The organism is Plantactinospora alkalitolerans (assembly GCF_015690345.1).
GTDB classification, from domain to species: Bacteria; Actinomycetota; Actinomycetes; order Mycobacteriales; family Micromonosporaceae; genus Plantactinospora; species Plantactinospora alkalitolerans.
Genome location: NZ_JADPUN010000059.1, coordinates 19,439 through 43,724, shown reverse-complemented (window position 1 = coordinate 43,724; position 24,286 = coordinate 19,439). Strand labels below are relative to the sequence as shown.

Genomic DNA, 24,286 nt, shown 5'->3' with positions numbered 1-24,286 from the left:
GGTCTGGTGGTCGGTGACCCCTGGGCGCCGGTACGTCGGGTCTGCTGCGTTGTCGACGTGGTGCCCGAGACCGTCGCCGAAGCGTTCGACCAGCGGGCCGATCTGATCGTGGCGCATCATCCGCTTCTGCTGCGCGGCGTCTCGTCCGTCGCCGCGACCACGTACAAGGGCCGGATCGTGCACGAACTGATCAAGAACGACGTGGCCCTGTACGTCGCGCACACCAACGCCGACGTCGCCAGTCCGGGCGTCTCCGACGCGCTCGCCGCCCGGCTGGGCCTGATCGACCTGCGGCCACTGGTTCCGCCCGCCCCGGGCGATCCGGCGGCGGGGCAGGGGCGGGGAATCGGCCGGATCGGCCGGCTGCCGACCCCGATGACGCTGGCCGAGCTGACCGCGTACGCCGGCCGGGTGCTGCCGCCCACCGCCTGGGGCGTACGCGCCGCCGGTGAGCCGGACCGGCTGATCCGGACCGTGGCGGTCAGCGGCGGCGCCGGCGACTCCTATCTCGCGGACGCCGAGCGGGCCGGCGTCGACGCGTACCTCACCGCGGACCTGCGCCACCATCCGGTAAGCGAGCACCTGGCCGGGGGCGGGCCGGCGCTGCTGGACGCCGCCCACTGGGCGACGGAGCGCCCCTGGCTGGACGACGTCGCCGAGCACCTGCGGACGCGACACTCCGTCGAGACCGTGGTGTCCGATCTGGACACCGATCCCTGGACGGTGCACGCTGCCTCCGCCGAACCCGCGGTACATCCCGCATCTCCGATGCCATCCCCCGCATCTCCAGTGGACAAGGAGTCCCACCGATGAAGGCCGACCCGAAGGACCAGCGTCGTCTGCTCGACTTACAGGCGATCGACACCGGCCTGGCGCAGCTCGCCCACCGGCGCCGTACGCTGCCCGAGCACGCCGAGTTGGAGGCGCAGGCCCGGGAGCTGTCCGCGCTGGAGGACGAGCGGGTCCGTGCCCAGGTGGCGGTGGACGACCTGGATCGTGACATCGCCCGGCTGGAACGGGACGTGGAACAGGTCCGGATCCGCAAGGACCGGGACCAGGCCCGGCTGACGGTCGGCTCCGGACCGGCCCGGGAACTGGAGGCGTTGCAGCACGAACTCGTCTCGCTCAACCGGCGGCAGACCGAGCTGGAGGACGCCGAGTTGGAGCTGATGGAGCAGCGGGAGACCGCGCAGGGCGTACTCGACGGTATCGAGCAGCGGATCACGGCGACCCGCCAGCGGCGGGCCGAGACCGAGGAGCGGCGGAACCAGAACCTCGCCGAGATCACCAAGGAGGAGGAGTTCAAGGCCGGCGCGCGGCAGCCGCTCGCGGCCGACCTCCCGGCGGACCTGCTGACCCTCTACGACAAGATCCGGGAGACCTCGGGTGGGCTCGGTGCGGCGCTGATGCAGGGTGGGCGCTGCGGCGGCTGCCGGCTGGATCTGTACGGGGCGGACCGGGCCCGGATCAGGGCCGCCGCACCGGACGAGGTCGTGCGCTGCGAGGAGTGCCGGCGGATCATGGTGCGTACCGCCGAGTCGGGGCTGTGACCGTAGTCGATGGCAGGATCGGAAGGGGGATCGGTGCCCGGTCGTAGGGTCGTGGTGGAGGCGGACGGCGGCGCTCGGGGCAATCCCGGTCCGGCAGGCTACGGCGCGGTGGTCCGGGACGCTGGTACCGGTGAGGTGCTGGCCGAGCGGTCCGAGTCGATCGGCGTCGCCACCAACAACGTCGCGGAGTACCGGGGCCTGATCGCCGGCTTGGAGGCAGCCCGCGAGGCGGGGGCGACCGGGGTCGAGGTGCGGATGGACTCCAAGTTGGTGGTCGAGCAGATGGCCGGCCGCTGGCAGATCAAGAACGCCGGGCTCCGACCACTCGCCGCCCAGGCCGCCGGGCTGGTCCGCCGGTTCGACGCGGTGTCGTACACCTGGATTCCCCGGGAGCGGAACCGGCACGCCGACGCGCTCGCCAACGCGGCGATGGACCTCGCCGCGGGCAAGGTTCCCGGCATCGACCGGGACAGCGCCGCCGCCGGTCGGGCGGCCGAACCCGACGGGGCCGGGGCGCCCGCCGATCCGACCGGGCGGGCCCGGACCCACGAGGCCGCAGCCCAGGGGTCCACGGCGAAGAGTTCCTGGGAGCCGCGGCCGTCGGACACCGCCACCCGGCTGCTGCTGCTCCGGCACGGCGAGACGGAGTACACCCAGCGGGGCCGGTACTCCGGCCGGGGCGACGTCCCGCTCTCCGACCGTGGCCTGGCCCAGGCCGGGGCGGCGGCCCGCCGGGTGGCCGGGCTGGTCTCCTCGGTCGCCGCCGTGGTCAGCTCACCGTTGTCCCGGTGTACGTCGATGGCGGGGATCATCGCCGGTGGGCTCGGCGGCGTACCGCTGGTGGTCGAGCCGGACCTGATCGAGTGCGACTTCGGCGAGTGGGAGGGACGGACCTTCGCCGAGGTACGCGAGCGGTGGCCCGCCGAACTCGACGCCTGGCTGGCCTCGCCGGCCGTCGCCCCGCCGGGCGGGGAGTCCTTCGTCGAGGTCACCGCTCGGGTGAACCGGGCGACGGCCAAGTTGCTGGCCTCGTACCCGGGGGAGACGGTGGTGGTGGTGTCGCACGTCTCGCCGGTGAAGATCGCGCTGCGCGACGCGCTCGCCGCGACGGACGCCTTCCTGCACCGGCTCTACCTCGACCCGGCCGGTCTCTCCCTGATGGATATCTGGCCGGACGGCGGGATGGCGGTCCGGACGGTCAACGACACCGCCCACCTGGCCGGGATCTGATTCACCGCTCGTTGGTCAGCCGCTCGTTAGTCAGCCGCTCGTCGGTCAGGAACGTGAGCACCGTCTTGACGAACCGGCTCCGGTCGTCCATCCAGGGGAAGTGGCTGGCGGCTTCCTGGACCGCGACCTCGGTCCTCGGGAAGAGCGCGGCGAGTGCCTCGGCGGCCTCGGGGGTCGGCGCGGGATCCAGTGCGCCGGCCACGATCAGCACCGGGGCGTCGAGTTCCGCCAGTGCCGCACGGACCGCCGGCACGTCCGGGGCGAAGCCGGCGTAGTACCCGGCGGCGGCCGGACCGGACCACTCCCACTGTTCGGCCTCGACATGCGCGCGGGCCCGTTCGTCCCACCGCCCGTAGGCGAACGGGGCGGCGCGGGTGCGCAGCACCGCCACCTCGTCCGGTGCGGCGCCCCGGGCCGCCGCCTCCTGCCAGGCTTCCATCGCCGCCTTCGCTTCCGGGTACCACCACTCGGTGGATCGGGCGACGATGGCCTCGTCGAAGCCGACCGTCTCCACTCCGACCGACCGCAGGCCGGGCGTGACCAGTACGAGCCGGGTCAGCCGGTCGGGGAACCGGGCCGCGTACAACTCCGCGAGGTTTCCGCCGGCGGAGTGGGCGAGCAGGTCCATCCGGTCCAGTCCGAGGTGGAGCCGAAACGCTTCGACGTCGTCCACGAGCCGGTCGCACCGGTAGCTCGCGGAATCCTCCGGGACCGCCGACTCGCCGCTGCCCCGCAGATCGAGCCGGAGCAGGGTGCGGTCCCGGCCCAGTCCACCCAGGTCACCGAGGTAGCTCGAGGCCCGGGCTGGCCCGCCGGGCAGACAGACCAGCGGCGGCCCCGAGCCGAGCACGTGGTACGCCAGTTCGGTGGTGTCGTACGAGCGAAATCGCGGCACCCGGCCAGCATGGCAACCTCCCGTCCGGCGATCAAGGCTTATCGCCGACCCTCGATCCGTTCTTCGACCCGAACGGTCTGCGCTGCGGGCCTTGTCGGTCCTGTTGGTCACCATTCGGCGCACCGTGCTCGCCGTTTGGCGCAACGGCCCCGGCGCGGCCACGTGACGCCCGTCACTCTGTCCTAGCCTCCGGCGGCACGTGTGGATCCATGACGGACAGCCCCGGAGGAGTTCCGGTATGAGCGAGCGCAGCGAGGTGACGGCATGAGCGAACCTGAAACCCAGGCGGCGCCGGTCCCGGCGGTGTCCAGAGCGAAGGACCACAGTCCGTGGAACTGGCTGCTCTTCATCCCGATCGTGGTGCCACTGATCACGCTGCTGTTCAACGCCGACTCGCCCCGGCTGTTCGGCTTCCCGGTCTTCTACTGGCTGCAGCTGGCCTTCATCCTGCTCGGGGTCACCACCACGACGCTGGTCTACCAGATGACGAAGAAGCGGAGGTGAGCGGCGGTGTGGCGGGACCATCTCACTGAGATCATCGTCTTCGCGGTCCTGTTCCTGCTGGTCAGCGGGATGGGCTTCGTGGCGGCCCGATGGCGGGCGCCGAACGACATGGCCCATCTCGACGAGTGGGGCCTCGGCGGGCGCAGCTTCGGCGGCTGGATCACCTGGTTCCTGGTCGGCGGCGACCTCTACACCGCGTACACCTTCGTGGCCGTACCGGCGCTGCTGTTCGGAGCCGGCGCGGCCGGGTTCTTCGCCGTGCCGTACACGATCATCATCTATCCGCTGGTGTTCCTGGTGCTGGTGCGGCTCTGGTCGGTCTCGCACCGGCACGGGTTCGTCACCCCGGCCGACTTCGTCCGGAAGCGGTTCGACTCGCCGACCCTGGCGCTGATCATCGCGATCACCGGCATCGTCGCCACGATGCCGTACATCGCGTTGCAGTTGGTCGGCATCGAGGCGGTGCTCAAGACGATGGGCGTGACCGGGGAGAGCACCATCGCCCGGCACCTGCCGATCATCATCGCGTTCGCCATCCTGGCCGCCTACACGTACCAGTCCGGGCTGCGGGCACCGGCGCTCATCGCGTTCGTCAAGGACACGCTGATCTACATCGTGATCCTGGTGGCGATCGTCTACCTGCCGTACAAGCTGGGTGGCTGGGGGAGCATCTTCGACGCGGCGGACGCGAAGTTCGACAAGAGTCCGTCGCCGAACGACGGCATCCTGCTCAACGCCAACAACCAGTTGCAGTACGTCACCCTGGCGCTGGGCTCGGCGCTGGCGCTGTTCCTGTACCCGCACAGCATCACCGGCGTACTGGCCAGCCGGAGCCGGGACGTGATCAAGCGGAACATGTCGGCGCTGCCGGCGTACAGCCTGCTGCTCGGGTTGATCGCCCTGCTCGGGTACGCCGCCATCGCGGCCGGGGTCACCCCGCTGCCCGGCTCGACCGAGGGCACCGTCGACAACAACACGGTGGTGCCACTGCTGTTCGAGCAGCAGTTCCCGAGCTGGTTCGCCGGGGTGGCGTTCGCGGCGATCGGGATCGGCGCCCTGGTGCCGGCGGCCATCATGTCGATCGCCGCCGCGAACCTGTTCACCCGGAACATCTACAAGGAGTACCTGAACAAGGACGCCTCGGCGGCGCAGGAGGCCAACGTCTCCAAGATCACCTCGCTGGTGGTCAAGGTTGGCGCGGTCGCCTGCATCGTCTTCCTCGACCCGCAGTTCTCGATCGACCTCCAGCTCATCGGCGGCGTCATCATCCTGCAGACGTTGCCGGCGGTCGCGCTGGGCCTCTACACCCGCTGGTTCCACCGTGGTGCGCTGATCGCCGGCTGGGCCGCCGGGATGGGCCTGGGAATGTGGATGCTCTACCAGATCCCGAACCCGGCGACGAAGCGGCTGCACTTCGGCGGGTCCGCCTTCCCGCTGGAGAAGTTCGGCTTCGACGGCTCGACCAAGACGATCTATGTCGGACTCGTCGCGGTCGCGGTGAACCTGCTGGTCGCGGTGCTGCTGACCCTGGTCCTGCGGGCCGCGAAGGTGACCGAGGGAGTCGACGGCACCGAGCGGGACGACTACTTCGCCGACGAGGGCGACCCGAGGCTCGTCCCCAGCCCCCGGGAGGAGGCCGAGATGGCGGCGGCCGACCCGGCCGAGCCCGCCCCCAAGGTCTGACCCTCAACCGAACCACCACCTCGCCCCCCGAAGATCCCCGTGACCAGGGGACCGTCCCGGCACCGTCCGGAGTACGGCTTCCCTGGTCACGGGGATCGCCCACGGGTGGAGAGCGGCGAGGCTTGGTAGCCTGGGATCGACCGACAGGGCACGGCCGACCGGAGGTGTGATCGATGGCGGAGACGATCGTCCTCGGCCTGATCGCGGCGTGCGAGATGGCATTCTTCGGCTGGATGCTGCGGGAGGTCCGCCGGCGGTACCCCGCCCAGCGGGGCCGCTGACCGGCGTTGACCCGGGACGACCCGGCGCGACCCGGGGTCGCGGAGAAGTCGGGCCGCACTGGCTGTGGTCAGGACAGCGCGCGGTAGAGCAGGAGCAGGCCGATCGCCGTACCGAAGACCACGATCACTGACTTGAGCACGGTGGGCGGCAGCCGACGGACCAGCCACGCACCGCCGTACCCGCCACCGATGGTCGCGGGCGCGACCAGCGCGACGGCGGTCCAGTCGACCGGGCCGAACGCGGCGAAGACGGCCGTGGTGGTCAGCCCGACCACCGCGGACAGCACATTCTTGATCGCGCTGACCCGGGCCAGCGTCTCGTCCAGGACCAGGGCCAGACCGGCGATCAGCATGACGCCGAGCGCGGCGCCGAAATAGCCGCCGTAGACCGCGCCGAGCACGACCATGAGCTGTACGGAGAGTCCGCGACGGCGTGGGCCGAGGTCCCGGGGATGCCCGACCAGCCGGCGCAGCTGGTCCTGGAACGCGAGTACGGCCGTCGCGCCCAGCACCAGGAACGGCACGACCAGCTCGAACGCCCGCTCGGGCGTGGAGAGCAGCAGCGCGCCGCCGGCGGCCGTGCCCAGCACGGTGCCCGGGAGCAGACGGAGCAGCCGGCGTCGTTCCGGCAGGTCCGCACGGCTGCCGACCACGCTGGCCAGGTAACCCGGGCAGACCGCGATCGAGTTGGAGACGTTCGCCGGCACCGGGGGCAACCCGACCGCGATCAGCGCGGGAAACGTGATGAGCGAGCCGCCACCGGCCACCGCGTTCACCGTGCCGGCGGCGAGCCCGGCGGCGACCAGCAGCAGCATCTCGGAAAGCCCCATAAGTCACCGAGGCTAACCGCTCGCCGGTCGGCGGCCACCGTCCCGTCCCTTCTCCATGTCCAGTCTCTCAACTTTCCGGCGGCGTGCCGCGTTCTGTTCGGTGACACTGGCCAGCAGAAGGGACGGCATGTGGATGACGACGGGTTCCGCGAGTTCGTGGAGGTCCGGTACGCGGACCTGCTGCGGACCGCGTACCTCTTGACCGGCACCCGGGACGCCGCCCAGGACCTGCTGCACGCCGCCCTGCTGAAGGCGATGCGTCGGTGGCGCCGGCTCGACGAACCGGTGGCGTACGTCCGGAAGATACTGGTGAACGAACGCACCAGCCGATGGCGCCGGATGGGTTCCCGCGAGCTGCTCACCGCGACCGTGCCGGACCGGGTACGCCCCGACGCGGCCGAGGCCGTGGTGGTACGCGACGAACTGATGACCGCGTTGCAGAAGCTGCCCGCCCGGATGCGGGCGGTACTGGTGCTCCGGTACTGGGAGGACCAGTCCGAGGCGGACACGGCGGCGCTGCTCAACTGCTCGGTGGGCACGGTAAAGAGCCAGGCGGCCCGGGGACTGACCCGGCTACGCGAGGTGCTGGCCTCGGAGAACGGTTCGTCGGGGGACCGTCCCGCGTCGTCGGTGCCGGTCGTCCCGCCGACCCGGCCGGTTCGACCGCTCCAGCCGCTTCCTCCGGTTCCACCGCTTCCTACGGTTCCACCGCTTCCTCCGGTTCCGCCGGGGAACATGATCGTTGGGGGGAACGCATGAGTGTGGACGAGCTGCGCGCCGGGTTCGCCCGGCTGGCCGAGTCGGTCGTACCGGACGAGGACCCGTACGCGCTGCTGTTGCGCCGGCACGGGCGCCGCCGCCGACGGATCAGATTCGCCGGGATCGGCGGAGGGCTGGCAACCCTGCTGACCACCGCCCTGCTGGGATCCGCGGTGGTGGGGTTGAGCCCGGCCGGGCCCGGTGACGGAAGAGGCAGCGCCGGGCCGTCGGAAAACGGCTATCCGGTCGCCTCGGATCTGACCTGGCGGCTGATCGAGTCCCCAACCCGGGGCAATCTCGGCGACGACCGGGCACTGGTCGACGAACTTACCCGCGTATTCGCGGCCGACCGGGTGCACCAGGCCGCCGCAGCGCTCCCCGAGGCCAAGGTGCTCTTCGTACACGACTTCCCGACAGCGCGAACCGTCGTCGTCGCGTACCACTCCGAATCGCGGGCCAGCCTGGTGATCCGAATGGGTCGGCGGGGGGCGTCCGTCCAGGAGTTGGCCACGGGGGCGGGCATCATGAACGGCCGGGTCGAACCGTTCCTCGTCGTATCGGAGGCGCTCCAGGGGGACGACTGGTCGGCCCGGTTCACCCTGGGCCTCGCCCCGGCCGGCTGCGCGGTCGAGGTGTCGGACACGGCGACCATCGGCCCGGCGGACGACGGAATCCAGCGAAACTGGCGACCGGCACCGGGCGGTGACTACACGCTCGACGAGCGGGTGCCGGCTCCGGGCTACTGGCAGGCCACCTGTGCCGGGACGCTTCGGCACCGGGCCCCGCTCGACAATCAGCTCGACGAGATCACCGGGTCAGCGGTGGTGGCGGCGACCTCCACACCGGCCACCGAAAGGGCGACGATCGGCGGGGTCACGGTGTCGGCCGGGATCGGCTCGTACCGGGAACTGGCCCGCAGAGCCGGAGTCGGCGACTCCCTGACCAGCGGACCCGCTCCGGCAGCACGGTGGGTCGGTCTACTCCCGTACGACGACGGCGCCGGCAGCGGCAGCACCGGTGACGAGGGAGCCCCGCCAGCCGTACTGGTCAGCTCGAGCGTGCCGGGACCGGTGCTCCTGCAGGTCGGCTGGGGAGTGAAGGGGATGCTGGCCCTGGCCGGGCGAGACGATTCGGGTCCGGATGACTCGGCGACATCCGCCGCCAGCCGGGAGGAGTGGTCCCTCGTCTCCACCGGGTACGCCGACTCCGCAGACCTGATCGCGGTACGAGTCCCGCTACGGGACGGCGGACGGGCGGTGCTGTCGGACCGACTGCTCGTGGTGGGGCGTTCGACCGACGTCTCGTACTCGGCGACCGACGAGGCGGGGAAGGAACTGGCCAGCGGGAGACCGGAACCGTACGGCGCCGCTCTGCTCACCGTGCCGCTCGGTACCAGGGCAACCGTACGGGCCCTCGACGCGGAGGGCAGGACGCTCGCCTCCACCACCCTGACCGAGCCCGAGGCCGGTCGGCAGATGTTCGGCGAGGCGTTCGTGTCCGACTGGTGAGGCGTACCCGGAGCCGGCGGCGGAACGGATCGCCCCCGCCGGCTCCGGGGATCCGGGTGCGAGTGCGCCGCTCAGCGAGGTCGGGTCGGTGGATCGCTTTTACGGATTATCGCTACTATTGGGTACGCGACGGACGAGTCGACCGGGCGGTCGCGTCGGTGGGCCCTGAGCCCGCCGCCGAGGAACGTCCGGACTCCACAGGGCAGGGTGGTTGTTAACGGCAACCCGGGGCGACCCGCGGGAAAGTGCCACAGAAAACAGACCGCCGGACCCGGTCTTCTGGGCGGAAACGCGTGGGATGACCGGTTCGGTAAGGGTGAAACGGTGGGGTAAGAGCCCACCAGCATCCCGGGTGACCGGGATGGCTCGGTAAACCCCACCCGGAGCAAGGTCAAGAAAGGGTCATCGCCGAAAGGCGACGGCTCGCGCAGGCGATCGAGGGCGGCCCGCCCGATGTCTGCGGGTAGACCGCTGGAGCCTGCCGGCAACGGTAGGCCGAGATGGATGACCGCCGCCGGCGCCACCGGCAACGGTGCGCGCTGGTCACAAAATCCGGCGTACAGGTCGACTCGTCCGTCGTACCCCAGGTCAGAGCCGTGATCATGGCTCTGACCTGCTTCTTTGTCTGGTGTCGTTGGTTGACCTTGGTCAGCGTTGGGCGGCGTCTGACGGCCCGGCGACGGCCCAGACGGCCCAGAGACGGCCCAGAGGCGGCCCGGGAGATGCTGACTCCCCGATCAGTTGATCTCGGCTGCGGATGGCTTTGGTGGACTCTGCGGCGGTCTGGTGCTCGTTCACGGCGGGCGACGCGGCGGACGGGTCGGGTACGTCCTGACGGTGGAACTGGTGCCATGACCCGGTGACCCGGTGGCAAGCCAGTCCCGGGGTTGGACTGGCGCGGCAGCCGGAAGCCGGGAGCGCGGCGGCGGCCAACCCCGCCGGCTTCCGTACCGCCTGGCGGTAGTCGAGCTTGCGAGAGTCGGAGTCTGATCCCTCCTCGGCTCGAACGTCGACCGCCCGGCAGGATGACCCGGTGGAGCGGGACACCCTGATCATCCTTCTCGGCGCTGAGGCAGGCGACGTCTACGTGGCATGTCGCGACGCTCTACGGGCGGGTTGCGACTTCAAAATTTTCGACGGGACAGTGCCGGTTAGGAACCTGATCACTATCTACGGGCGTCGAGAGCGTCACACCCGCGCACGCGGCATCCGGACGCTCGGGTTTGTCCAAGCGGTGGATCGGCTGGCCTCGGCCGAAGGGCCGGGAGAGGCGCTGCTCGGTCAGGTTGGCGGTGCGGGGACAGTCTGGTTCTTCCAGCTCTTCCTCACGCCTGACGGCTCTCGTGTCGTCGCCTGCGTCGCAGTCCACCAGGCTGAGGGAGAGGCTGCACGCCCGTAGTTCGGTGGACTTTCCCATCTCGGCACGCGGGCGGCTGCCCGGCGGCAGTCGGTGGCCTTCCGCCCCGGCCGCGTAGCGGTCCGGGGCGGCTCGCCGCCGGGCGGTCTACCGCCCGCGCCGCGCAGCGGCGCTCTTGATCAGAAATAGCGCGATTCGGCAATTGTCAAACCAAGCCAAACCAAGCCCTGGCCAGGCCATCGACGTCGGTTGAGCCGAACAGATCACGGGATGGCTGCCTGGTACCTGAGTGTGAACCTGTAGCGCAACAAAGACAGACGTGACTGTCCGTCATGTTTCCGACACTCTCACCGCATTCGCCCTTGATACTCTGAGGAGGCTTGTGGCCACTTTCTGTAACGATCTTCGTCCTGGAGGCCCAGTGGCAGATTTTCTAGATTTTCCCGCACTCACCGGAACGGCGCTTACGCAAACTTTGTCATTCCTATTCGGGCGACTCAACGCAGTTCTTGATCGACGCCAACAGCCAGGATCTGAACTCGCAGAGGTGCCGGGGGCATTCGAGGGCGATATTGCGAGTTTAGAAGCGAACCAAGAGATTGTCGAACAAAGAAGATCAGAACTCGAGTCCTTGGCGGATATTCTGGGTGCGTATGTCGATCAGCGCGAAACGGTGCGCCATGACGACGGGCGGCTCATGAGGAGTTTGGCGCATCTCAGAGGTCTCCTCGAAGAAGTGTATGGCCAGCACTTCGCGTTTGAGGGCGAATCACGGCCGACGTCCGGTGTCCAGATTCGACAGCGGGTGAAAGAAGCTGAGGGCGGTCTGGTCGGCTTAGACGCAGAGACCGTGGGAGGGGAAGCGCGGGTGGACATCGCGCAGGACGCCGAGCATACCGGACCGGAAGCCACCATTATTGGGGCGCGAATCAGGAGGCTCGGTTAGGCCGCCCAGACCGGAACGACCTTAGCGAAGGGCCACAATGGCATGAATCATGGCTCGGACGTTCCCAGTGGAAATCATCAGCCGATGCGGACGGGCCCCGATCGCGACTGGCTGGCTGACAATATAGGTCGGGACGAACAACGACAGACTCTTACTGAAAACTCGGACAGCCAAGTGACGGATGAGCAAGCATCAGGCAACCAGATTGAAGTCGACGCCGAAGCCGTCAGTGACCAAGCCGAGGGTTCTGCATCGCCGCCTGCGGGAAACGCGTCGGGCGGTCTGGGAAGCTTCGACGGCTTCGAGGTGGGGCTTCAGGAGGAAGTTGCGCCACACGATGTGGTGAATGACGCTACGGTGTCGATCCGACAAGACATTCTGCAAAACCAAGGCACTGTAGTCGGAGTCCTTCATCAGACCGTGCGGCGGATGATGGACTCACACGATCTACCGCCAGATTACGTGCAGCGCGTCGTATCTCTATTTGCGGCTCCTGTCCATATCGGCGACGCCGTCGGAAAACTTCGCGATCACCGCGTAGTTGTCCTCGTCGGCGAACCGGAGTCAGGCCGGCACAGTGCGGCCGTATGGCTCCTGAATAATCAGGGTGGCTTGGAGCTCCGAGAGGTGAGACGCGACCCTGGCGACGGATTTGTCCCGGAGAATCTTGTGTCGCGACGCCCAACCGGATGGATCCTGGATTTGCGTGGACGTACCGACGATATTTCCGGGAATTTTGGCAGAACCCTTGCAACCAGCAGTGAATCGCTCGAGACTGCCAGGTCTTACCTTGTCGTAGTAATCCGGAGGGACCTTTGGCGTCAGACGGGGGCCGGTGGCGAACATCTAAAGGTTGAGCTAGGGCTACCTGGTGCCGTCGCGGTAGTGGAGCGTAGGCTACAGTACGGACATCCACCACTCCCGCTTCATGACGTCCAAAAGTGGACGCAGTTCCCGGAGATCCGAAATCGCATTACAGACCTCGGGCCTCCAGATGCGGTGGAGTGGGCAGAAGCTATCAGATATGAGCACCTTGCACCGGCAACGTTTGACGGAGACGTCACCGAAGATGACATATTCAGATCCAAGGTTAAGAATGTAATTGACTCACAAAACAACTGGCGTTCGGAGCTTCTTCGGTGGCACCGACAGAACCGTGATAGTCGACAGCGAAATTTCCTTTTGACAGCAGCCCTGTTAGAGGGTTCTTCTGCGCCGAGCATCTTCATCGGTGCGGAGCAGTTGGCATTTGCACTTGGTGAGGGGGAGACTTCATCGCCAGGTCAGACTGGACCGGGTCTGCTGGAACTGCTGGACGATGTGCAAGCGGATCTAACCAAGAGCGAGACCATATCTTATAGGCGAATAGGATTCGCGGACGCGGTATTAGATTATTTCTGGCTTGACCGCATTCACCTTCGAGATCGGTTCATGGACTGGGCAACCCGCTTGCCAGTCGATCAGCAAGGGTTGGCCGCTCAAAACACGGCCGAACGCGTCGGGCAATATCTACTCAGATGGGGCATTAACCAAGACGACTTGACATTGATCGAGGGCACTATTTCTATCTGGTCAAGGCATAATCATATCTACAATGCTGCTGTAGCTCTCATGACGGCTGCGGCCTTGGACACCAGCCTGGGTTCGAAAATGCGTATCAAGATGTTGTCTTGGGCGAAGAGCGAGTCTGCCGAGGACCTCCCCGTTAAGTCTGTTGTAGCGAACGTATGCGGTGGACCGATTGGCCTGATTTACCCGAAACTGATGCTGTATCGATTGGGTTATCTTGCGAAGACGGCAGATAGTCAATTGAGGGGCGAGGTCGGCGCCGCAACGGCCTCATTGTGGGCACATGTCGAGTTAAGAGAGCGGATTAGAGTAGGGATTACTAAGTGGTTGGATTCATCTAATGATCTCGAACGGGCTGCGGGTCGACGTATGTTCCTCGCGCTCGCATGTCTATCGGATTCGCAAAGTGGGTTGCCGTCCCTGTTGTCGCAAGCTGGCCAGAATGTCGTTGACGCGCTCCCCCGTGACCGGGCGTTCCTGGTTCGAGGATGGCGAGCGCTACTAAATCAACGGCATGTTGAAGCCGAGGTAGGGGAAGCATTTACTCTCTTCCTCGAAACCGCCCTTAGCTATCCTCAGTGTCAAGCATTCTTACTAAATGTGTTCGTCGAAGCTCTACATGACCCGGTCGACGGCAGATTCCATGCCACACGCAGAGTTGCCTTGGATAACCTGGCCTTCCGGTGGCAGCCGAGTTCACCTGACAATCGCTTTAGTCATCGTCATGCCCTGCGCGACGATCTCATCATGCTCGCATCGAGCTTTGACCCATTATTGCCCTCCCCGTCATCACCTGATCTGCAAGCAGGGCAATGGGATGGGTAGATGGTGGAGACGGCGCCCCTCCGTGGTACAGCACAGCTTTGAAGCCGATGTAAGCAGCGTCGAAGTCGACCTGTGCTTTAAGATCATATGCGATCTTGAATGGAAACAACTGTCCTTTGGTGTAGTGCATAAAGACCCGACCTCTGGAATACGTAGTTACATCCAATATATGTGCGGACAACTCGCCTCTTGTCTGCCCGTAACTGAAGCTCTCCTTCTGCAAGACAGAATGAACAGTGCATTTGGACTGCCTGTCGAGTTGAAGGGGATCGGCGTTGAGATCCTCTGGGTCCAGGTGAAAGCTACCGTGGATCAGGTAACTCTCTCGGCGGCCCTTCATCGAGTTCAGCGCCGACAAGAGATGCAACTACAAGCGGAAGCGCAAGAGCATCAGATACAGCGAGTTGAAGCATTTAGAAGGCGAGTACTGAGCAAGCCTGATATGGCGCTCACCTACTACTTTTTGGAGAATAAGGGATCTGCAGACAAGGCATCTTATAGTAATCTCGAAGAAATATCGCGACAGGTTGCGAAATATGATCGCGAAACATTTTGGATTCAAGTCGCCGAGCTGTTGTTGGAGTTCCTTCGTGATCTCACCCCTGACGAACGCCGGGACAGTGTGAAGGTTCTGAAGGTCTGGCTTGATCGATACGATCGGAAGGAGGCTGTGACAAAGCTTGAGATCTTCGAGGTAGAAGCAGAGCGCCGTGGCGAGGAGGTATGAAGGCTGACTATCGGGAGAGGTTCCTCCCGTGACGCCCGCGCTTTACTTGGGGCTCCTATTCGCGACTCTAGTAGTTGTGATTCTTAGTTTTTTCGAGTGGCTAGGGGGCAAGAACCGCAGGCTCTCCTTTATGGCTGTCGTTGGTTGGATAAGTGTCTTCCTTTTCGTTGTCGCCGGGGTCGCGCTCGCCATTTTTGTAGTTTGATTGTCGGCCCGTTTGTCGGGCGGCCTGGGCATGGAGAAGGTCTGCCGGACACGAATCAGGATGACGATTCAAATCTTTAGGCGGAACGGCATTCGCCGGAGTGGTAACTGTGGAGGGGGCAGCGGGTTCCGTCGGGTAGCGGCCGGTCGCAGATCACGGGGTAGTGGTTGAAGGGGTGGCCTTCGTATGTGACGGTGCTTTCGCCTCGGTCGAAGTCGGGGAGGAACAGGAAGATGTCGGCTACTAATCCCGATCGCTCGAAAGCTGCGCGTACGTCTGCGGCCCGGAAGGGTATGTGAAGGACGAACCGCTCTTCCTGCTCGGCCGGCTCTGTCACCCATGCTGGATGTTGGCTTGCCCGAGGGCTGATCGAGTTTCGGGGTGGCCACTCTCTGGGGCGTCGGCGTCCGGACACGTCCTGTTCTCCTATCGGTCCCGGAGGTCGGGGCGCGGGCTAGAGGGTGATGCCCCGCACCCCGACCGTTGGTGTCGTACTCACCTGCCCTCGCGGCCATTGCGGCGGGCACGAAGACAGGGACAATTCCGTACGACGGTGTGTAGTCAACGGCTGGTGGCGGGTACGTTGCATCCGCCCTGGCGGACTGCCGCCCGACGTCTGGGGGCGTTGGGAAACGTCCTGTGACGGGCTTGAAACGTCCTGTAGTGGAGACGTCCAATGGGGAGATGAACGAACGTCTGCGGACGGTGATGGTTCGTCGTGGCGTACGGGTTGAGGACCTGGCCGACGAGTGCGGTGTTGATCCGAAGACGGTGGAACGGTGGATCAGCCTCGGTCGCGTTCCGCATCGGCGGCATCGGTGGGCCACGGCGCGGCGGTTGGGTGCGGAAGAGGCGTATCTCTGGCCTGCCGTGCTCGCCTCGGTCGCCGGCAAGCGCGAGGAAGCCAGCCGCGCTGAATTGATCGAGGTCTTCCCGGACCGGGCGTCGGTGCCGCGTGAGACGTGGCTACGGCTGCTGACGGAGGCCCAGGAGCGGATTGACCTGCTGGTGTTCTCCGGGACGTTCTTCGCCCAGACACAGCCTCGGGTGGCGCGCATGCTTGCCGATCGGCTGGCGGCCGGGGTGCAGGTCCGGCTGTGCTTCGGCGATCCGACCAGTGACGCGGTAGCGGTCCGGGACCGGGAGGAGGGACTTGGCGGCACGCTGGCGGCGAAGATCCGGGCGTCGTTGACGTACTACCGGGAGCTGGCGGGCGTGGACGGGTGCGAGGTTCGGCTTCATCCGACCACGCTCTACGCGAGCCTGTTCCGGTACGACGACGAGATCCTGACCAACCCGCACGCGTACGGTGAGGCAGCGTCCGCCAATCCGACGTTTCATCTCCGTAAGGTCGACGGTGGCGGGCTGTTCGACCACTACACGGCCAGCTTCGACCGGGTGTGGGCTACGGCGGTGCCGTGGCTGGGGACGGAGGTCTGAGGATGGGTCGCGTCGAGCACTGGAACGATCCGGACGCGCCGAAGGCGAACACGCTCGTTCCTGCCTGCGGGGTGCTGGCGGTCGACGACCAGGGCGCGATCCTGCTGCAACGGCGGCGCGACACCGGGCAGTGGGCTTTGCCGATGGGCAAGATGGAGATCGGCGAGACTCCGTCAGAGTGTGCGGTCCGGGAAACCCTGGAAGAGACCGGGGTCGAGGTCGAGGTGACCGGCATCGTTGGCGTCTATTCCGATCCCGGGCACATCGTGGCGTATTCCGATGGTGAGGTTCGTCAGGAGTATGAGGTGACGTTGCTGGCCCGGCCGGTTGGTGGGAGTCCGGCGGCGAATGATGAGGCGAGCGACGTCGCCTGGTTCCTGCCGGATGAGCTGGCGGGTCTGGACATCCATCCGACGATGCGGCGGCAGATCGCGGACTACCTCGCGGGTCGGGTGCCGCACGTCGATTGAGGGCACGAGTAACGCCCGGGAATGATCGACCGGGGCGCTCGTGTGCGGGGTGGTGGTTGCTACAACTCGTCGACGGCGAAGGCGGCTACCAGTTCGGCCATGCTGTCGATGACCGCGTCCGCTGCGGCGAACCGCTCGCGTTTGCCGGGCTTGTTGGCGTACCCGATGGCGGCGACCCCGGCGGCGTGGGCCGCTTCGATGTCGCTGAGCGAGTCGCCGATCAGGACGCAATGCCCCGGATCGGCGTGCAGCTCCCGGACGGCGTTCAGGACCGGGGCCGGGTTCGGCTTCATCCGGTCCGGGTTGGCGGGGGCACGGCCGATGACCGGGTGTACGTAGCTGGTGAGCCGGCGCCCGCTCAGGTAAGCGTGAACGGAGCCAGCGGAGTTGTTCGACACCACGGCGACGCGTCGGCCAGTCTGGTGCGCGGCCACGATGACTTCACGGCCGTACGGGGTCGGTTCGGCGGTACGGGCCGCGGTGAGCTCCTCGCGGCACAGCGCCTCTTCGACCTGGCGGACGACGGCGGGTCGACCCAACGTGGCGGTGAAGCGCAGAACGGCCAACGGGTCGGGCTCGTGCAGGATCTCGACGGGCAGCGTCACGGCCTGGTCGACGAGCAGGCGGCGCAGCTCGTGGGCGACGGTCGACGCGGGGTGCTGGGCGAAGATGCTGCACACCGGTCCGTCGAAATCGAGCAGGATGACGCGGGCGCGGCCGACGACGGCGGCGAGGTCGGCGCGGCTCACGACGTGTACTCGCGGGCGATGGTTCCCCACATGCTGTCGAACCAGGCGCGGGCCTGCTCCACGTAGAGGGCGTCGTTGGAGGCGTCCTCGTCGCTGGGCGTGAACGGGAACAGGATCGCGTCCTTGCCCATGGCGTCGTAGATCGCCATCGGCTTGCCGTCGATCATCACCGTGTGTTCGACGACCGGGTAGAAGCCGAAGAACGCTTCCTGCTCGTTGATGATGAACAGCTTGAACAGCGGGGCGGCGTTGTGGACCCGTACGTCGGCGGTGGCGGTCTTGACCAGGCCGAGGTCTGCGAGTTCCTGTACGGCGTCGGTCACGGCGTGAATCGACCGGTCGGTGATCCGGCGGGCTCGGTCGCGGATGGCGGGGTCGTCGGCCTGGTCCTCGGCGCGGCACGGGATCGCCATCGGGGCGGTCATGTCGGAGATCAACACCCGCACTCGGATCGACTCCGGGGTGAGTCGGCCGATCCGTACCTTGTCCAGGGTTTCCTGGATGGCGTTGTACAGGGTCTCTCCGGAGAAGCCGGCGAAGTCGATCGTGACGTTCGTAGCCTCGAAGGCGCGTTCGACGTGGGGGCGTAGTCCGACGGGTCGTTCGGTGTTGGCGCGGACGAAGGTGCCGCTGCCCTGGCGGGTGACGATCAACCGTTCCTCTTGCAGCTTGCGTAGCGCTGCCTTGATCGTCTCGCGGGCGACGCTGAAACGTTCGACGAGATCGTGTTGCGACGGCAGTTTCTCGCCTGGGGCGAACTTGCCGGTTTTGATCTCGGCGCGGAGCGCGGCGGCGATCTGCTGCGACGGAGTGCGCGGGTCATCAGGGTCAAGACTCATGAACGAACACTACTGCTGACTAGCCAAGCTAGCAAAGTGCCCCAACTGTCATTGACATGACTAGCCATGTCGGCCTACCTTTGATCCACATCACCTGGCTAGTCAAGATGCCCAGGGAGACAGGTGGAGGTCTGAGCGATGGCTCTGCGTGACGGTACGAGTTCGCCGTGCGTTGTGAGGACGTGTTCCCGGCGGGGTGCGCGTTGGTGCCCGAGTCGCTGGGCGAGGTGGAGGACTACGACGAGAAGACCGGCCGGCGCTCTCCGGCGAAGGACAAGCTGACCGGTCAGCGGGTGTGGCAGGTGCGGGTGATGGACCTGGACCCGGAGCTTGGGAAGCGCTCGCGGGAGACGACGGTGAAGATCTCGGCTGATTATCAGCCCTTCCCGCCGACCGGTGCGCCGTTCGAGGCGGTGGAGTTCGAGGGCACGACGGCCACGCCATACGTGGCGAACAACGGCCCGGATAGCGTGCTCGCTGCGGGCTTCCACGAGGCTGCCCCTGGCAGGCGGGATATGGATGCGGTTCGAGGTCCGACTGTTCCCGGGAGCGTATTCGCCAGCCGCCCGATCCCGGGGGCGGTGGTTCCTGGTCGGTGGGCCTGGGGAGGCGCTGCTGGACCGGCCGCTCAGGTCGTGACCGGGGCCAGTGCTGCCGCGACCTGTCGGGCCGGTTCGGCCGACTCGGCGAGCGGCATCGTGAACGCTGTCCACGAACCGTCCTCAAATTCGATCCGCAGCCGCTTCGGGTTGAGCCGGTGCCATCCGACCCAGGCCCCGGTCACCACCCGGCGTGCCACTTGCCAGACTGGCTCGAGATTCTCGGCCGCGGCCCGGTCGTCGGCGAGCGACCACAGCTTGGTCGGAGCGGTGAAACAGACCAGGAAGCGCCGGTCGGTGACGACGAGGACGGAGCTTCGGAGACCGGGACCGAGCCGGGCGCGGTGCGCGGCGAACTGTAGCCACGAGGCGTGCGAACCGGCCGACCCGCGTCCCGCCCTTCCGAAGACGATGGCGTCCACGAGCCGTTCCAGCGGACCGATGACGATGGTCGGGGAGAGCACTGATAGCACGAGACCGAGGGCGAGGAACCCGTGGCTCGGTGGCTGCTGGGTGGGCAGCGGAGGTGGATTCGGTGGGTCCGGCGGCTCGACGCCGTCGGCCAGACTGATCCTGGCCAGGGCCAGGAAGCCCTCGCCCGGTTCCAGTAACGCGGTCACGCCGCGAGCGAGCCCCTCACTCTGCACCGGCCCAGTATCGCCGACACAACCGCGCCACCGGACCGTCGGCCCATGCCGGCTTGATCGCGTTGAAGGGCCGCTCCTGCCGCATCGTCGGCTCACCTTGGCCAAGGAAGCAGAGCAGTCGGCGTTCCGGTGGGGCAGGCGGCGACGCTGAGGCGCTGTCGGACGCGCGGGCCGAGGCGCTCAAGCGCTGGCCCGACGAGGGTGTGCCGGCGAGGCCCACCGGTTGGCTGGTCACCACAGGCTGGCGCAAGGCGCTGGACCGGCTGCGCCGCGAGGCCGTCGGACGCGACAAGGTGGCGCAAGTGCAGCCGAACCTGCCGGTCGCCGAGCGCCGCCGCCTCGGCATCGGTGAGGCCGGCGATCGAGGTGACGTGCCGACGCGGTATCAGCACGAGCCAGTCCGGCAGCGAGCTGTCGAACGCATGCACGACCCGCCAGTACGCGTCCTCGGCCACCCGCTCACGGGCAACGCATCGAACCGATCATTGTTGCGACGGGACAGACAGTCCATTTGTCGAGGCTAGACGTTCCGCCCGGGCTGGTCGTTGCAGCGACGTGGACGGACTGAACGGCCGGTGACGGTCGAATACCGTGAGACAACACTGTGGGCATGACGTACCCGAATCCCCACCAGGAGTGGAACCCTCAACCGCCTGGGCGTGAGCTCGCCTTTTCGGGTGACGTCGTGCCGGCGCCGCTGCCGCCGACCCTGGCGCTGCCGGTCCCGATGGCACCGCTACCGCCGGTCCCCGTCCCGGTGCTCGTGCCGCAGAAGTCCGCCGGTGCCGCCGTCGTCCTCGAACTGGTCCTCGGCCTCTTCGGAATCTTCGGGATCGGCAACCTGTACGCGGGCCGCGTCGCCGCCGGACTTCTCCTGATGGTCTCCTTCTGGGGACTGTTCTGGGTCAACTTCTTCCTGATCTTCGTGGTCATCGGGATCGTTACGATGCCGCTCACCTGGATCGCGTACCTGGTCGTCGGGCCACTCCTCGCGGCGCGGGGCGTCGACCAGCACAACACTCGGGCCCTCGGCGGGTTCGCCCGCTAGACGTCTGGGGGCGGCAGCTTCCGCCGGTGACCGTGCCACTCTGCTCGGTGCCCTGATACAGACAGCCCCGAATAGTGCAGGACATCCAGCTATCCTCACGCATGGCTTCGTCGATGACGGGCCGTCGATGGCCATGGCCGTGCTTGTGCAGCAGTTGGGCACGGGACCCCAGCACCGCAACGATGTAGCCTTCCCGGTTTGCACGCATGGCGGTCCCGGGAGACGAGCCCATGTCTAACGGCCATGGGGGCGACATCCCGGCGGTTGTCGGTGGCCTTCCCCCGGCGGCGCAGCGGTCCGGTTGGAAGGCCAGCGGGCGGACTGTCGCCCATGCGCGTCCTGAGCATCATCGATCCGAATAGAGGTGGTGGATTGAATACCGAGCTGTCGGAACTCATCGCGGAGCTGCGTACCGACCTGGAGGCGGACCAGCCCGCGACGCTGGTCTGGGCCCAGATCAACGAGGGCGCTCCGGCCGACAAGATCCCCGTCGAGCTGCCGCAGCAGGTCCGGGAGCTGCTGGAGACCGCCGACGGTATCCGCGCCAGCGCGTTCGACCTGCGTGGAGTGAAGCAGCTGGACAACATCCAGTACTACCTCGAGCACATGCCCGAGTTCACCGGCGTCGCCGACGAACCCGCCGAATGGCTCGTCTTCGGCACGCTGAACGAGGAGCCGTTGCTGATCCGGCGCGACACCGGCGCGGTCTGGTACCTCCCGGCGGAGACCACCGACGAGTGGTTCATGCGTGAGCTGTTCCTCGAAGTCGCGCCGGACCTCGACTCGTTCCTCGCCTACTACGTCTTCGGCGCCGGGTACGGCGAGATCGGCTTCGACGACGACGAGTGGTGGGGCTTCCTCGGCGAGCAGGATCTGACCACTCCCGGCGACGAGGACGAGGAGGCGGACGACTGACCGCAACACAGAAGGTGCTCACCTTGACCAGGGATCTGGCCGGGTGACGTGTCAGTTCTCGGCAGTCGCCGCCGCGAGGAGCTGGGCGAGTTCGACGGGCCTGGTGACCATCGGCCAGTGGCCCGAGTCGATGTCGACGTAGTCGAGGTGCTTGACCCTGGCGAGTTCGGGCAGTTCGCCGGCCGCGACCCACTCCTTGGCCTGAGCGGGCGTGAACTCGGGGCACACGAGTACGACAGGTACGTCGAACCGTCGCTCGTCCGTCAGACGTACCGTGCCCCTGGCCACCGCTTCGGGGACGGGGATGGCGGCGGACGAGAAGCCGCGCCTTGCCTCCTCGTCGAGGTCGGCGGAGTCGGGTCCCTCGAACGGGCCCCAGCCGGGGAAGGGCATGGTGCCGTCCTGTATCGGGAAGAAGTCGGCGTAGGGCTGCCCGTCGCCGTTGGGGAAGCCGCCGATGAGGGCGACCCTGGCCACCTTCTCCGGCCGCAAGTCGGCGGCCAGCCACGCCAGAGTGCAGGCGGCGGAATGCCCTACCACCATGGTTTTCTCGGACGCCGAGTCTACGGCGGCGAGCACCGCTGCCACCTGGTCGTCGAGGGTCGCGGACGCGGATCCGTCACCCTGACCGGGGAGGGTGAGCGGCACGGGGCGGTGGCCGAGTGCCTCGAGGGCGGGCACGACATCGTCCCACGCCGTCCCGTCGAGCCAGAGGCCGGCAATAAGCAGGATTTCCATAATCAGTTTTCCTTCTCCAGTAAGGTCAGATCACGTTCGGCATAGAGGCGGTGCTCCCATTCCTCGTTGAGGACGATGCGGAGACATTCCTTGAACGGAAAGTCCTCCATCCGAGGCCAGCCGGGTTCGCTGCGCGTCACCTCGGTGCCGAGTTGCTCGTCGGTGAGTGACTCCATGACGCGGCGGACCATCGCCTGGCGTTCGCGCCGGACCGTGAGCACCTCGTCGAGCGAGGGCTGTGCCTCGCGGTCCCACGGGATATCGTCCCACCCCGGCGCCTCGTCCCACGGCAGGTCCAACGGGTGCCACGGCGAGGCGTTGCCGAGGACCATCCGGTCCACCCAACCGGCGCTGACGAGGTTGAGGTGCCGCAACGTCTGGATGAAGGACCACTCGTCGTCGACGCTGCGGTGCAGCGTCACCTCGGGGAATGTCCTCGCCCTCGCGATTGTGCCGTCCCACAGCCGCTCCAGGATCGCCCACGCCTCACGGAACCCGTCAGAATCGTCGGGCGCCATTTTCGCCCGCTCGGGCATGCGACGGTTCAGTTCGGCCTCGACGAGCGGCGCGATGTCGACACCGTTCACCACGACGTTCCGTAGCTCGCCGCTGATCTCGACGTCGATCAACCCGACGCCGCGCATGCGGCTCTCGCCGAACAGGGCGCCCCGGATCCGGACTCCGGTGAAGTCGACCGCCTGCATGGTGGCGTCGTTGAGGCGTACGTGGTCGAAGGTGGCGCCCCGGAGGCTCACGCGCTCGAAGTGGGCTCCGGCAAGGTCCTGCTCGTGAAACTCGGTCATGGGCCATCACGCTAGAACCAATTCCGGACGATCTACTTCCGGTTCTTCTCGTGTCTCCCTTAATCTGCTCGGGTGTCGACCGATCTCAGCCCCACCGCGCGAGCGCTGCGTGCCATCGAAATCCTCCAGACCCGGCCCGGCACGACGGCAGACGAGCTTGGCGAGAGACTGGGTGTGACGGAGCGGGCCGCGCGGCGATATGTCGGGATCCTCCGGGAGGCCGGCATCCCCGTCGAGTCGGCTCGGGGTCCCCATGGCGGGTACCGGCTTCGGCGCGGCACGAAACTGCCCCCGGTCGTCTTCACGCAGGCGGAGGCGCTCGGTCTGGTCATGGCGGTACTCGACGGCCAGCCGGCCGCCGCCGACGTCGAGGACCTCGTCGGTTCCGCCCTGGCCAAGGTCATCCAGGCCCTCCCCGAGAGCGTGGGCCGGCAGGCGGGTGCGCTGCGAGAGCACGCGTGGACCGCGCCCGACCGGTACTCGGCCCGGCCAGATCCCGCCACCACCAGCGCGCTCGTCGCCGCTGTCGCCGTCCGCCGTCGCGTGCTGGTCACGTATCGGAGCGAGTCCGGCAAGGAGTGGGAGGCCGAGGTGGATCCCTGGGCGGTCGTCGTCCGCCACGGGCGCTGGTACCTCCTGTGCCACTCTCATCGCGCGGAGGCGATCCGCACCTACCGGGTCGACCGGATCCGCGCGGTCCAGCAGATCGCGTACGAGTTCGAGCCGCCCGAGGACCTCGACCCGGTGGCGGCGCTGGAGGAGAACCTGGGCACCGGGTGGGAGTTTCCCACCCGGGTGCTGTTCGACGCCCCACTGGCCGAGGTCGCCCCGTGGATCCGGCCGCCCATGGGCCGGCTCGAAGCGTCGGGGGACGGATGCGTGCTCGTCGGCAGCACGAGCAATCCGACGATGTACGCGCAGGAATGGTTGGCGAATGTGCCGTTCGCCTTCCGCGTCGACGGTGGGCCGGAACTCCGTGCCGCGATGGAGACGCTCGCCGCGCGTTTCGCTGCCGCCCTGGCGGACCACTCCGGTCCTGATGTCTCCTGATGTCTCCTGATGTCTCCTGACGTCTCCTGACGTCTCCTGACGTCGATTCCACATCAGACGACGGCCCCGGCCGGCTCGCCGCCATTGGACGCCATCGACCGGTAGCCAATTAGCATGGC

Annotated in this window: 24 protein-coding genes and 1 other RNA gene; 18 read left to right on the top strand and 7 right to left on the bottom strand. The window is 67.1% G+C overall.

All coding sequences use genetic code 11. The features are described from left to right. The 3 genes from I0C86_RS04045 to I0C86_RS04035 form a co-directional block, all read left to right on the top strand. A partial coding sequence (locus tag I0C86_RS04045; RefSeq protein WP_196199830.1) for a Nif3-like dinuclear metal center hexameric protein occupies positions 1 to 813 on the top strand: 813 nt, incomplete at its 5' end. Further along, positions 810 to 1,550, top strand: a complete 741-nt coding sequence (locus I0C86_RS04040) for a zinc ribbon domain-containing protein (RefSeq protein WP_196199829.1) — start codon at positions 810 to 812, stop codon at positions 1,548 to 1,550. The genes I0C86_RS04045 and I0C86_RS04040, both read left to right, overlap by 4 nt. A 9-nt stretch (positions 1,551 to 1,559) precedes the next feature. Continuing rightward, a complete protein-coding gene (locus I0C86_RS04035) occupies positions 1,560 to 2,780 on the top strand; it encodes a bifunctional RNase H/acid phosphatase (protein ID WP_407676262.1) in 1,221 nt (406 codons plus the stop codon). Position 2,781: 1 nt separating this feature from the next. Here the strand turns inward: I0C86_RS04035 and I0C86_RS04030 are convergent, their stop codons facing one another. Beyond that, the gene (locus I0C86_RS04030; protein WP_196199827.1) at positions 2,782 to 3,675 is read right to left on the bottom strand and encodes an alpha/beta fold hydrolase; all 894 of its coding nucleotides are present in this window, start codon (positions 3,673 to 3,675) and stop codon (positions 2,782 to 2,784) included. 264 nt (positions 3,676 to 3,939) lie between these two features. On the opposite strand from I0C86_RS04030, the gene I0C86_RS04025 reads away from it, so the two are divergent. Both I0C86_RS04025 and mctP read left to right on the top strand, forming a co-directional pair. Continuing rightward, positions 3,940 to 4,179, top strand: coding sequence for a DUF3311 domain-containing protein (locus I0C86_RS04025; protein ID WP_196199826.1), 240 nt, complete (start codon positions 3,940 to 3,942; stop codon positions 4,177 to 4,179). A 6-nt stretch (positions 4,180 to 4,185) separates the two neighbouring features. Beyond that, positions 4,186 to 5,862, top strand: coding sequence for a monocarboxylate uptake permease MctP (gene mctP / locus I0C86_RS04020; RefSeq protein WP_196199825.1), 1,677 nt, complete (start codon positions 4,186 to 4,188; stop codon positions 5,860 to 5,862). A gap of 349 nt (positions 5,863 to 6,211) precedes the next feature. Here the strand turns inward: mctP and I0C86_RS04015 are convergent, their stop codons facing one another. Then, positions 6,212 to 6,973, bottom strand: coding sequence for a sulfite exporter TauE/SafE family protein (locus I0C86_RS04015; RefSeq protein WP_196199824.1), 762 nt, complete (start codon positions 6,971 to 6,973; stop codon positions 6,212 to 6,214). Between the two features lie 129 nt (positions 6,974 to 7,102). Between I0C86_RS04015 and I0C86_RS04010 the strand changes: the two genes are divergently transcribed. The 9 genes from I0C86_RS04010 to I0C86_RS03970 all read left to right on the top strand — a co-directional run bounded on the left by I0C86_RS04010 (position 7,103) and on the right by I0C86_RS03970 (position 16,779). Then, entirely contained in the window at positions 7,103 to 7,732 is a 630-nt protein-coding gene (locus tag I0C86_RS04010; RefSeq protein WP_196199823.1) for a SigE family RNA polymerase sigma factor, read from the top strand. Continuing rightward, positions 7,729 to 9,240: a hypothetical protein gene (locus I0C86_RS04005; RefSeq protein WP_196199822.1), complete on the top strand. Its 1,512-nt coding sequence runs from the start codon at positions 7,729 to 7,731 to the stop codon at positions 9,238 to 9,240. Before I0C86_RS04010 ends, I0C86_RS04005 begins: the two co-directional genes overlap by 4 nt. Positions 9,241 to 9,374: 134 nt before the next feature. After that, positions 9,375 to 9,816: RNase P RNA component class A (gene rnpB, locus I0C86_RS04000), an RNA gene on the top strand. A 457-nt stretch (positions 9,817 to 10,273) separates the two neighbouring features. Continuing rightward, positions 10,274 to 10,639, top strand: a complete 366-nt coding sequence (locus tag I0C86_RS03995) for a hypothetical protein (protein WP_196199821.1) — start codon at positions 10,274 to 10,276, stop codon at positions 10,637 to 10,639. A gap of 379 nt (positions 10,640 to 11,018) precedes the next feature. Further along, complete coding sequence (locus I0C86_RS03990) at positions 11,019 to 11,543, top strand: hypothetical protein (protein ID WP_196199820.1); 525 nt, start codon at positions 11,019 to 11,021, stop codon at positions 11,541 to 11,543. Between the two features lie 84 nt (positions 11,544 to 11,627). Then, positions 11,628 to 13,937, top strand: a complete 2,310-nt coding sequence (locus I0C86_RS03985; RefSeq protein ID WP_196199819.1) for a hypothetical protein — start codon at positions 11,628 to 11,630, stop codon at positions 13,935 to 13,937. Between the two features lie 22 nt (positions 13,938 to 13,959). Further along, positions 13,960 to 14,664, top strand: a complete 705-nt coding sequence (locus I0C86_RS03980; protein ID WP_196199818.1) for a hypothetical protein — start codon at positions 13,960 to 13,962, stop codon at positions 14,662 to 14,664. 889 nt (positions 14,665 to 15,553) lie between these two features. Beyond that, the gene (locus I0C86_RS03975; protein ID WP_196199817.1) at positions 15,554 to 16,309 is read left to right on the top strand and encodes an XRE family transcriptional regulator; all 756 of its coding nucleotides are present in this window, start codon (positions 15,554 to 15,556) and stop codon (positions 16,307 to 16,309) included. Between the two features lie 2 nt (positions 16,310 to 16,311). Continuing rightward, positions 16,312 to 16,779: an NUDIX domain-containing protein gene (locus I0C86_RS03970; RefSeq protein ID WP_196199816.1), complete on the top strand. Its 468-nt coding sequence runs from the start codon at positions 16,312 to 16,314 to the stop codon at positions 16,777 to 16,779. A gap of 59 nt (positions 16,780 to 16,838) precedes the next feature. Here I0C86_RS03970 and I0C86_RS03965 read toward each other — a convergent pair whose 3' ends face one another. The 3 genes from I0C86_RS03965 to I0C86_RS03955 all read right to left on the bottom strand — a co-directional run bounded on the left by I0C86_RS03965 (position 16,839) and on the right by I0C86_RS03955 (position 19,613). Further along, positions 16,839 to 17,528, bottom strand: a complete 690-nt coding sequence (locus I0C86_RS03965) for an HAD family hydrolase (protein WP_196199815.1) — start codon at positions 17,526 to 17,528, stop codon at positions 16,839 to 16,841. Further along, positions 17,525 to 18,367, bottom strand: coding sequence for a GntR family transcriptional regulator (locus I0C86_RS03960; protein WP_196199814.1), 843 nt, complete (start codon positions 18,365 to 18,367; stop codon positions 17,525 to 17,527). Before I0C86_RS03960 ends, I0C86_RS03965 begins: the two co-directional genes overlap by 4 nt. Positions 18,368 to 18,995: 628 nt before the next feature. Further along, positions 18,996 to 19,613 carry a hypothetical protein gene (locus I0C86_RS03955; protein WP_196199813.1) on the bottom strand — a complete coding sequence of 206 codons (618 nt, stop codon included), beginning with the start codon at positions 19,611 to 19,613 and terminating at the stop codon, positions 18,996 to 18,998. A 53-nt stretch (positions 19,614 to 19,666) separates the two neighbouring features. Between I0C86_RS03955 and I0C86_RS44865 the strand changes: the two genes are divergently transcribed. The 3 genes from I0C86_RS44865 (at position 19,667) to I0C86_RS03940 (ending at position 21,576) form a co-directional block, all read left to right on the top strand. Further along, positions 19,667 to 20,137: a hypothetical protein gene (locus tag I0C86_RS44865; protein WP_323373449.1), complete on the top strand. Its 471-nt coding sequence runs from the start codon at positions 19,667 to 19,669 to the stop codon at positions 20,135 to 20,137. A gap of 86 nt (positions 20,138 to 20,223) precedes the next feature. Beyond that, a complete protein-coding gene (locus I0C86_RS03945; RefSeq protein WP_196199812.1) occupies positions 20,224 to 20,661 on the top strand; it encodes a hypothetical protein in 438 nt (145 codons plus the stop codon). A gap of 372 nt (positions 20,662 to 21,033) precedes the next feature. Next, positions 21,034 to 21,576, top strand: a complete 543-nt coding sequence (locus tag I0C86_RS03940) for an SUKH-4 family immunity protein (RefSeq protein WP_196199811.1) — start codon at positions 21,034 to 21,036, stop codon at positions 21,574 to 21,576. Between the two features lie 51 nt (positions 21,577 to 21,627). Here the strand turns inward: I0C86_RS03940 and I0C86_RS03935 are convergent, their stop codons facing one another. Together I0C86_RS03935 and I0C86_RS03930 are read right to left on the bottom strand one after the other, a co-directional pair. Continuing rightward, the gene (locus I0C86_RS03935; RefSeq protein ID WP_196199810.1) at positions 21,628 to 22,314 is read right to left on the bottom strand and encodes an alpha/beta fold hydrolase; all 687 of its coding nucleotides are present in this window, start codon (positions 22,312 to 22,314) and stop codon (positions 21,628 to 21,630) included. A gap of 2 nt (positions 22,315 to 22,316) precedes the next feature. Continuing rightward, positions 22,317 to 23,117: a DinB family protein gene (locus I0C86_RS03930; protein WP_196199809.1), complete on the bottom strand. Its 801-nt coding sequence runs from the start codon at positions 23,115 to 23,117 to the stop codon at positions 22,317 to 22,319. A gap of 72 nt (positions 23,118 to 23,189) precedes the next feature. Between I0C86_RS03930 and I0C86_RS03925 the strand changes: the two genes are divergently transcribed. Next, positions 23,190 to 24,167, top strand: coding sequence for a helix-turn-helix transcriptional regulator (locus I0C86_RS03925; RefSeq protein WP_196199808.1), 978 nt, complete (start codon positions 23,190 to 23,192; stop codon positions 24,165 to 24,167). Positions 24,168 to 24,286 lie beyond the last annotated feature (119 nt).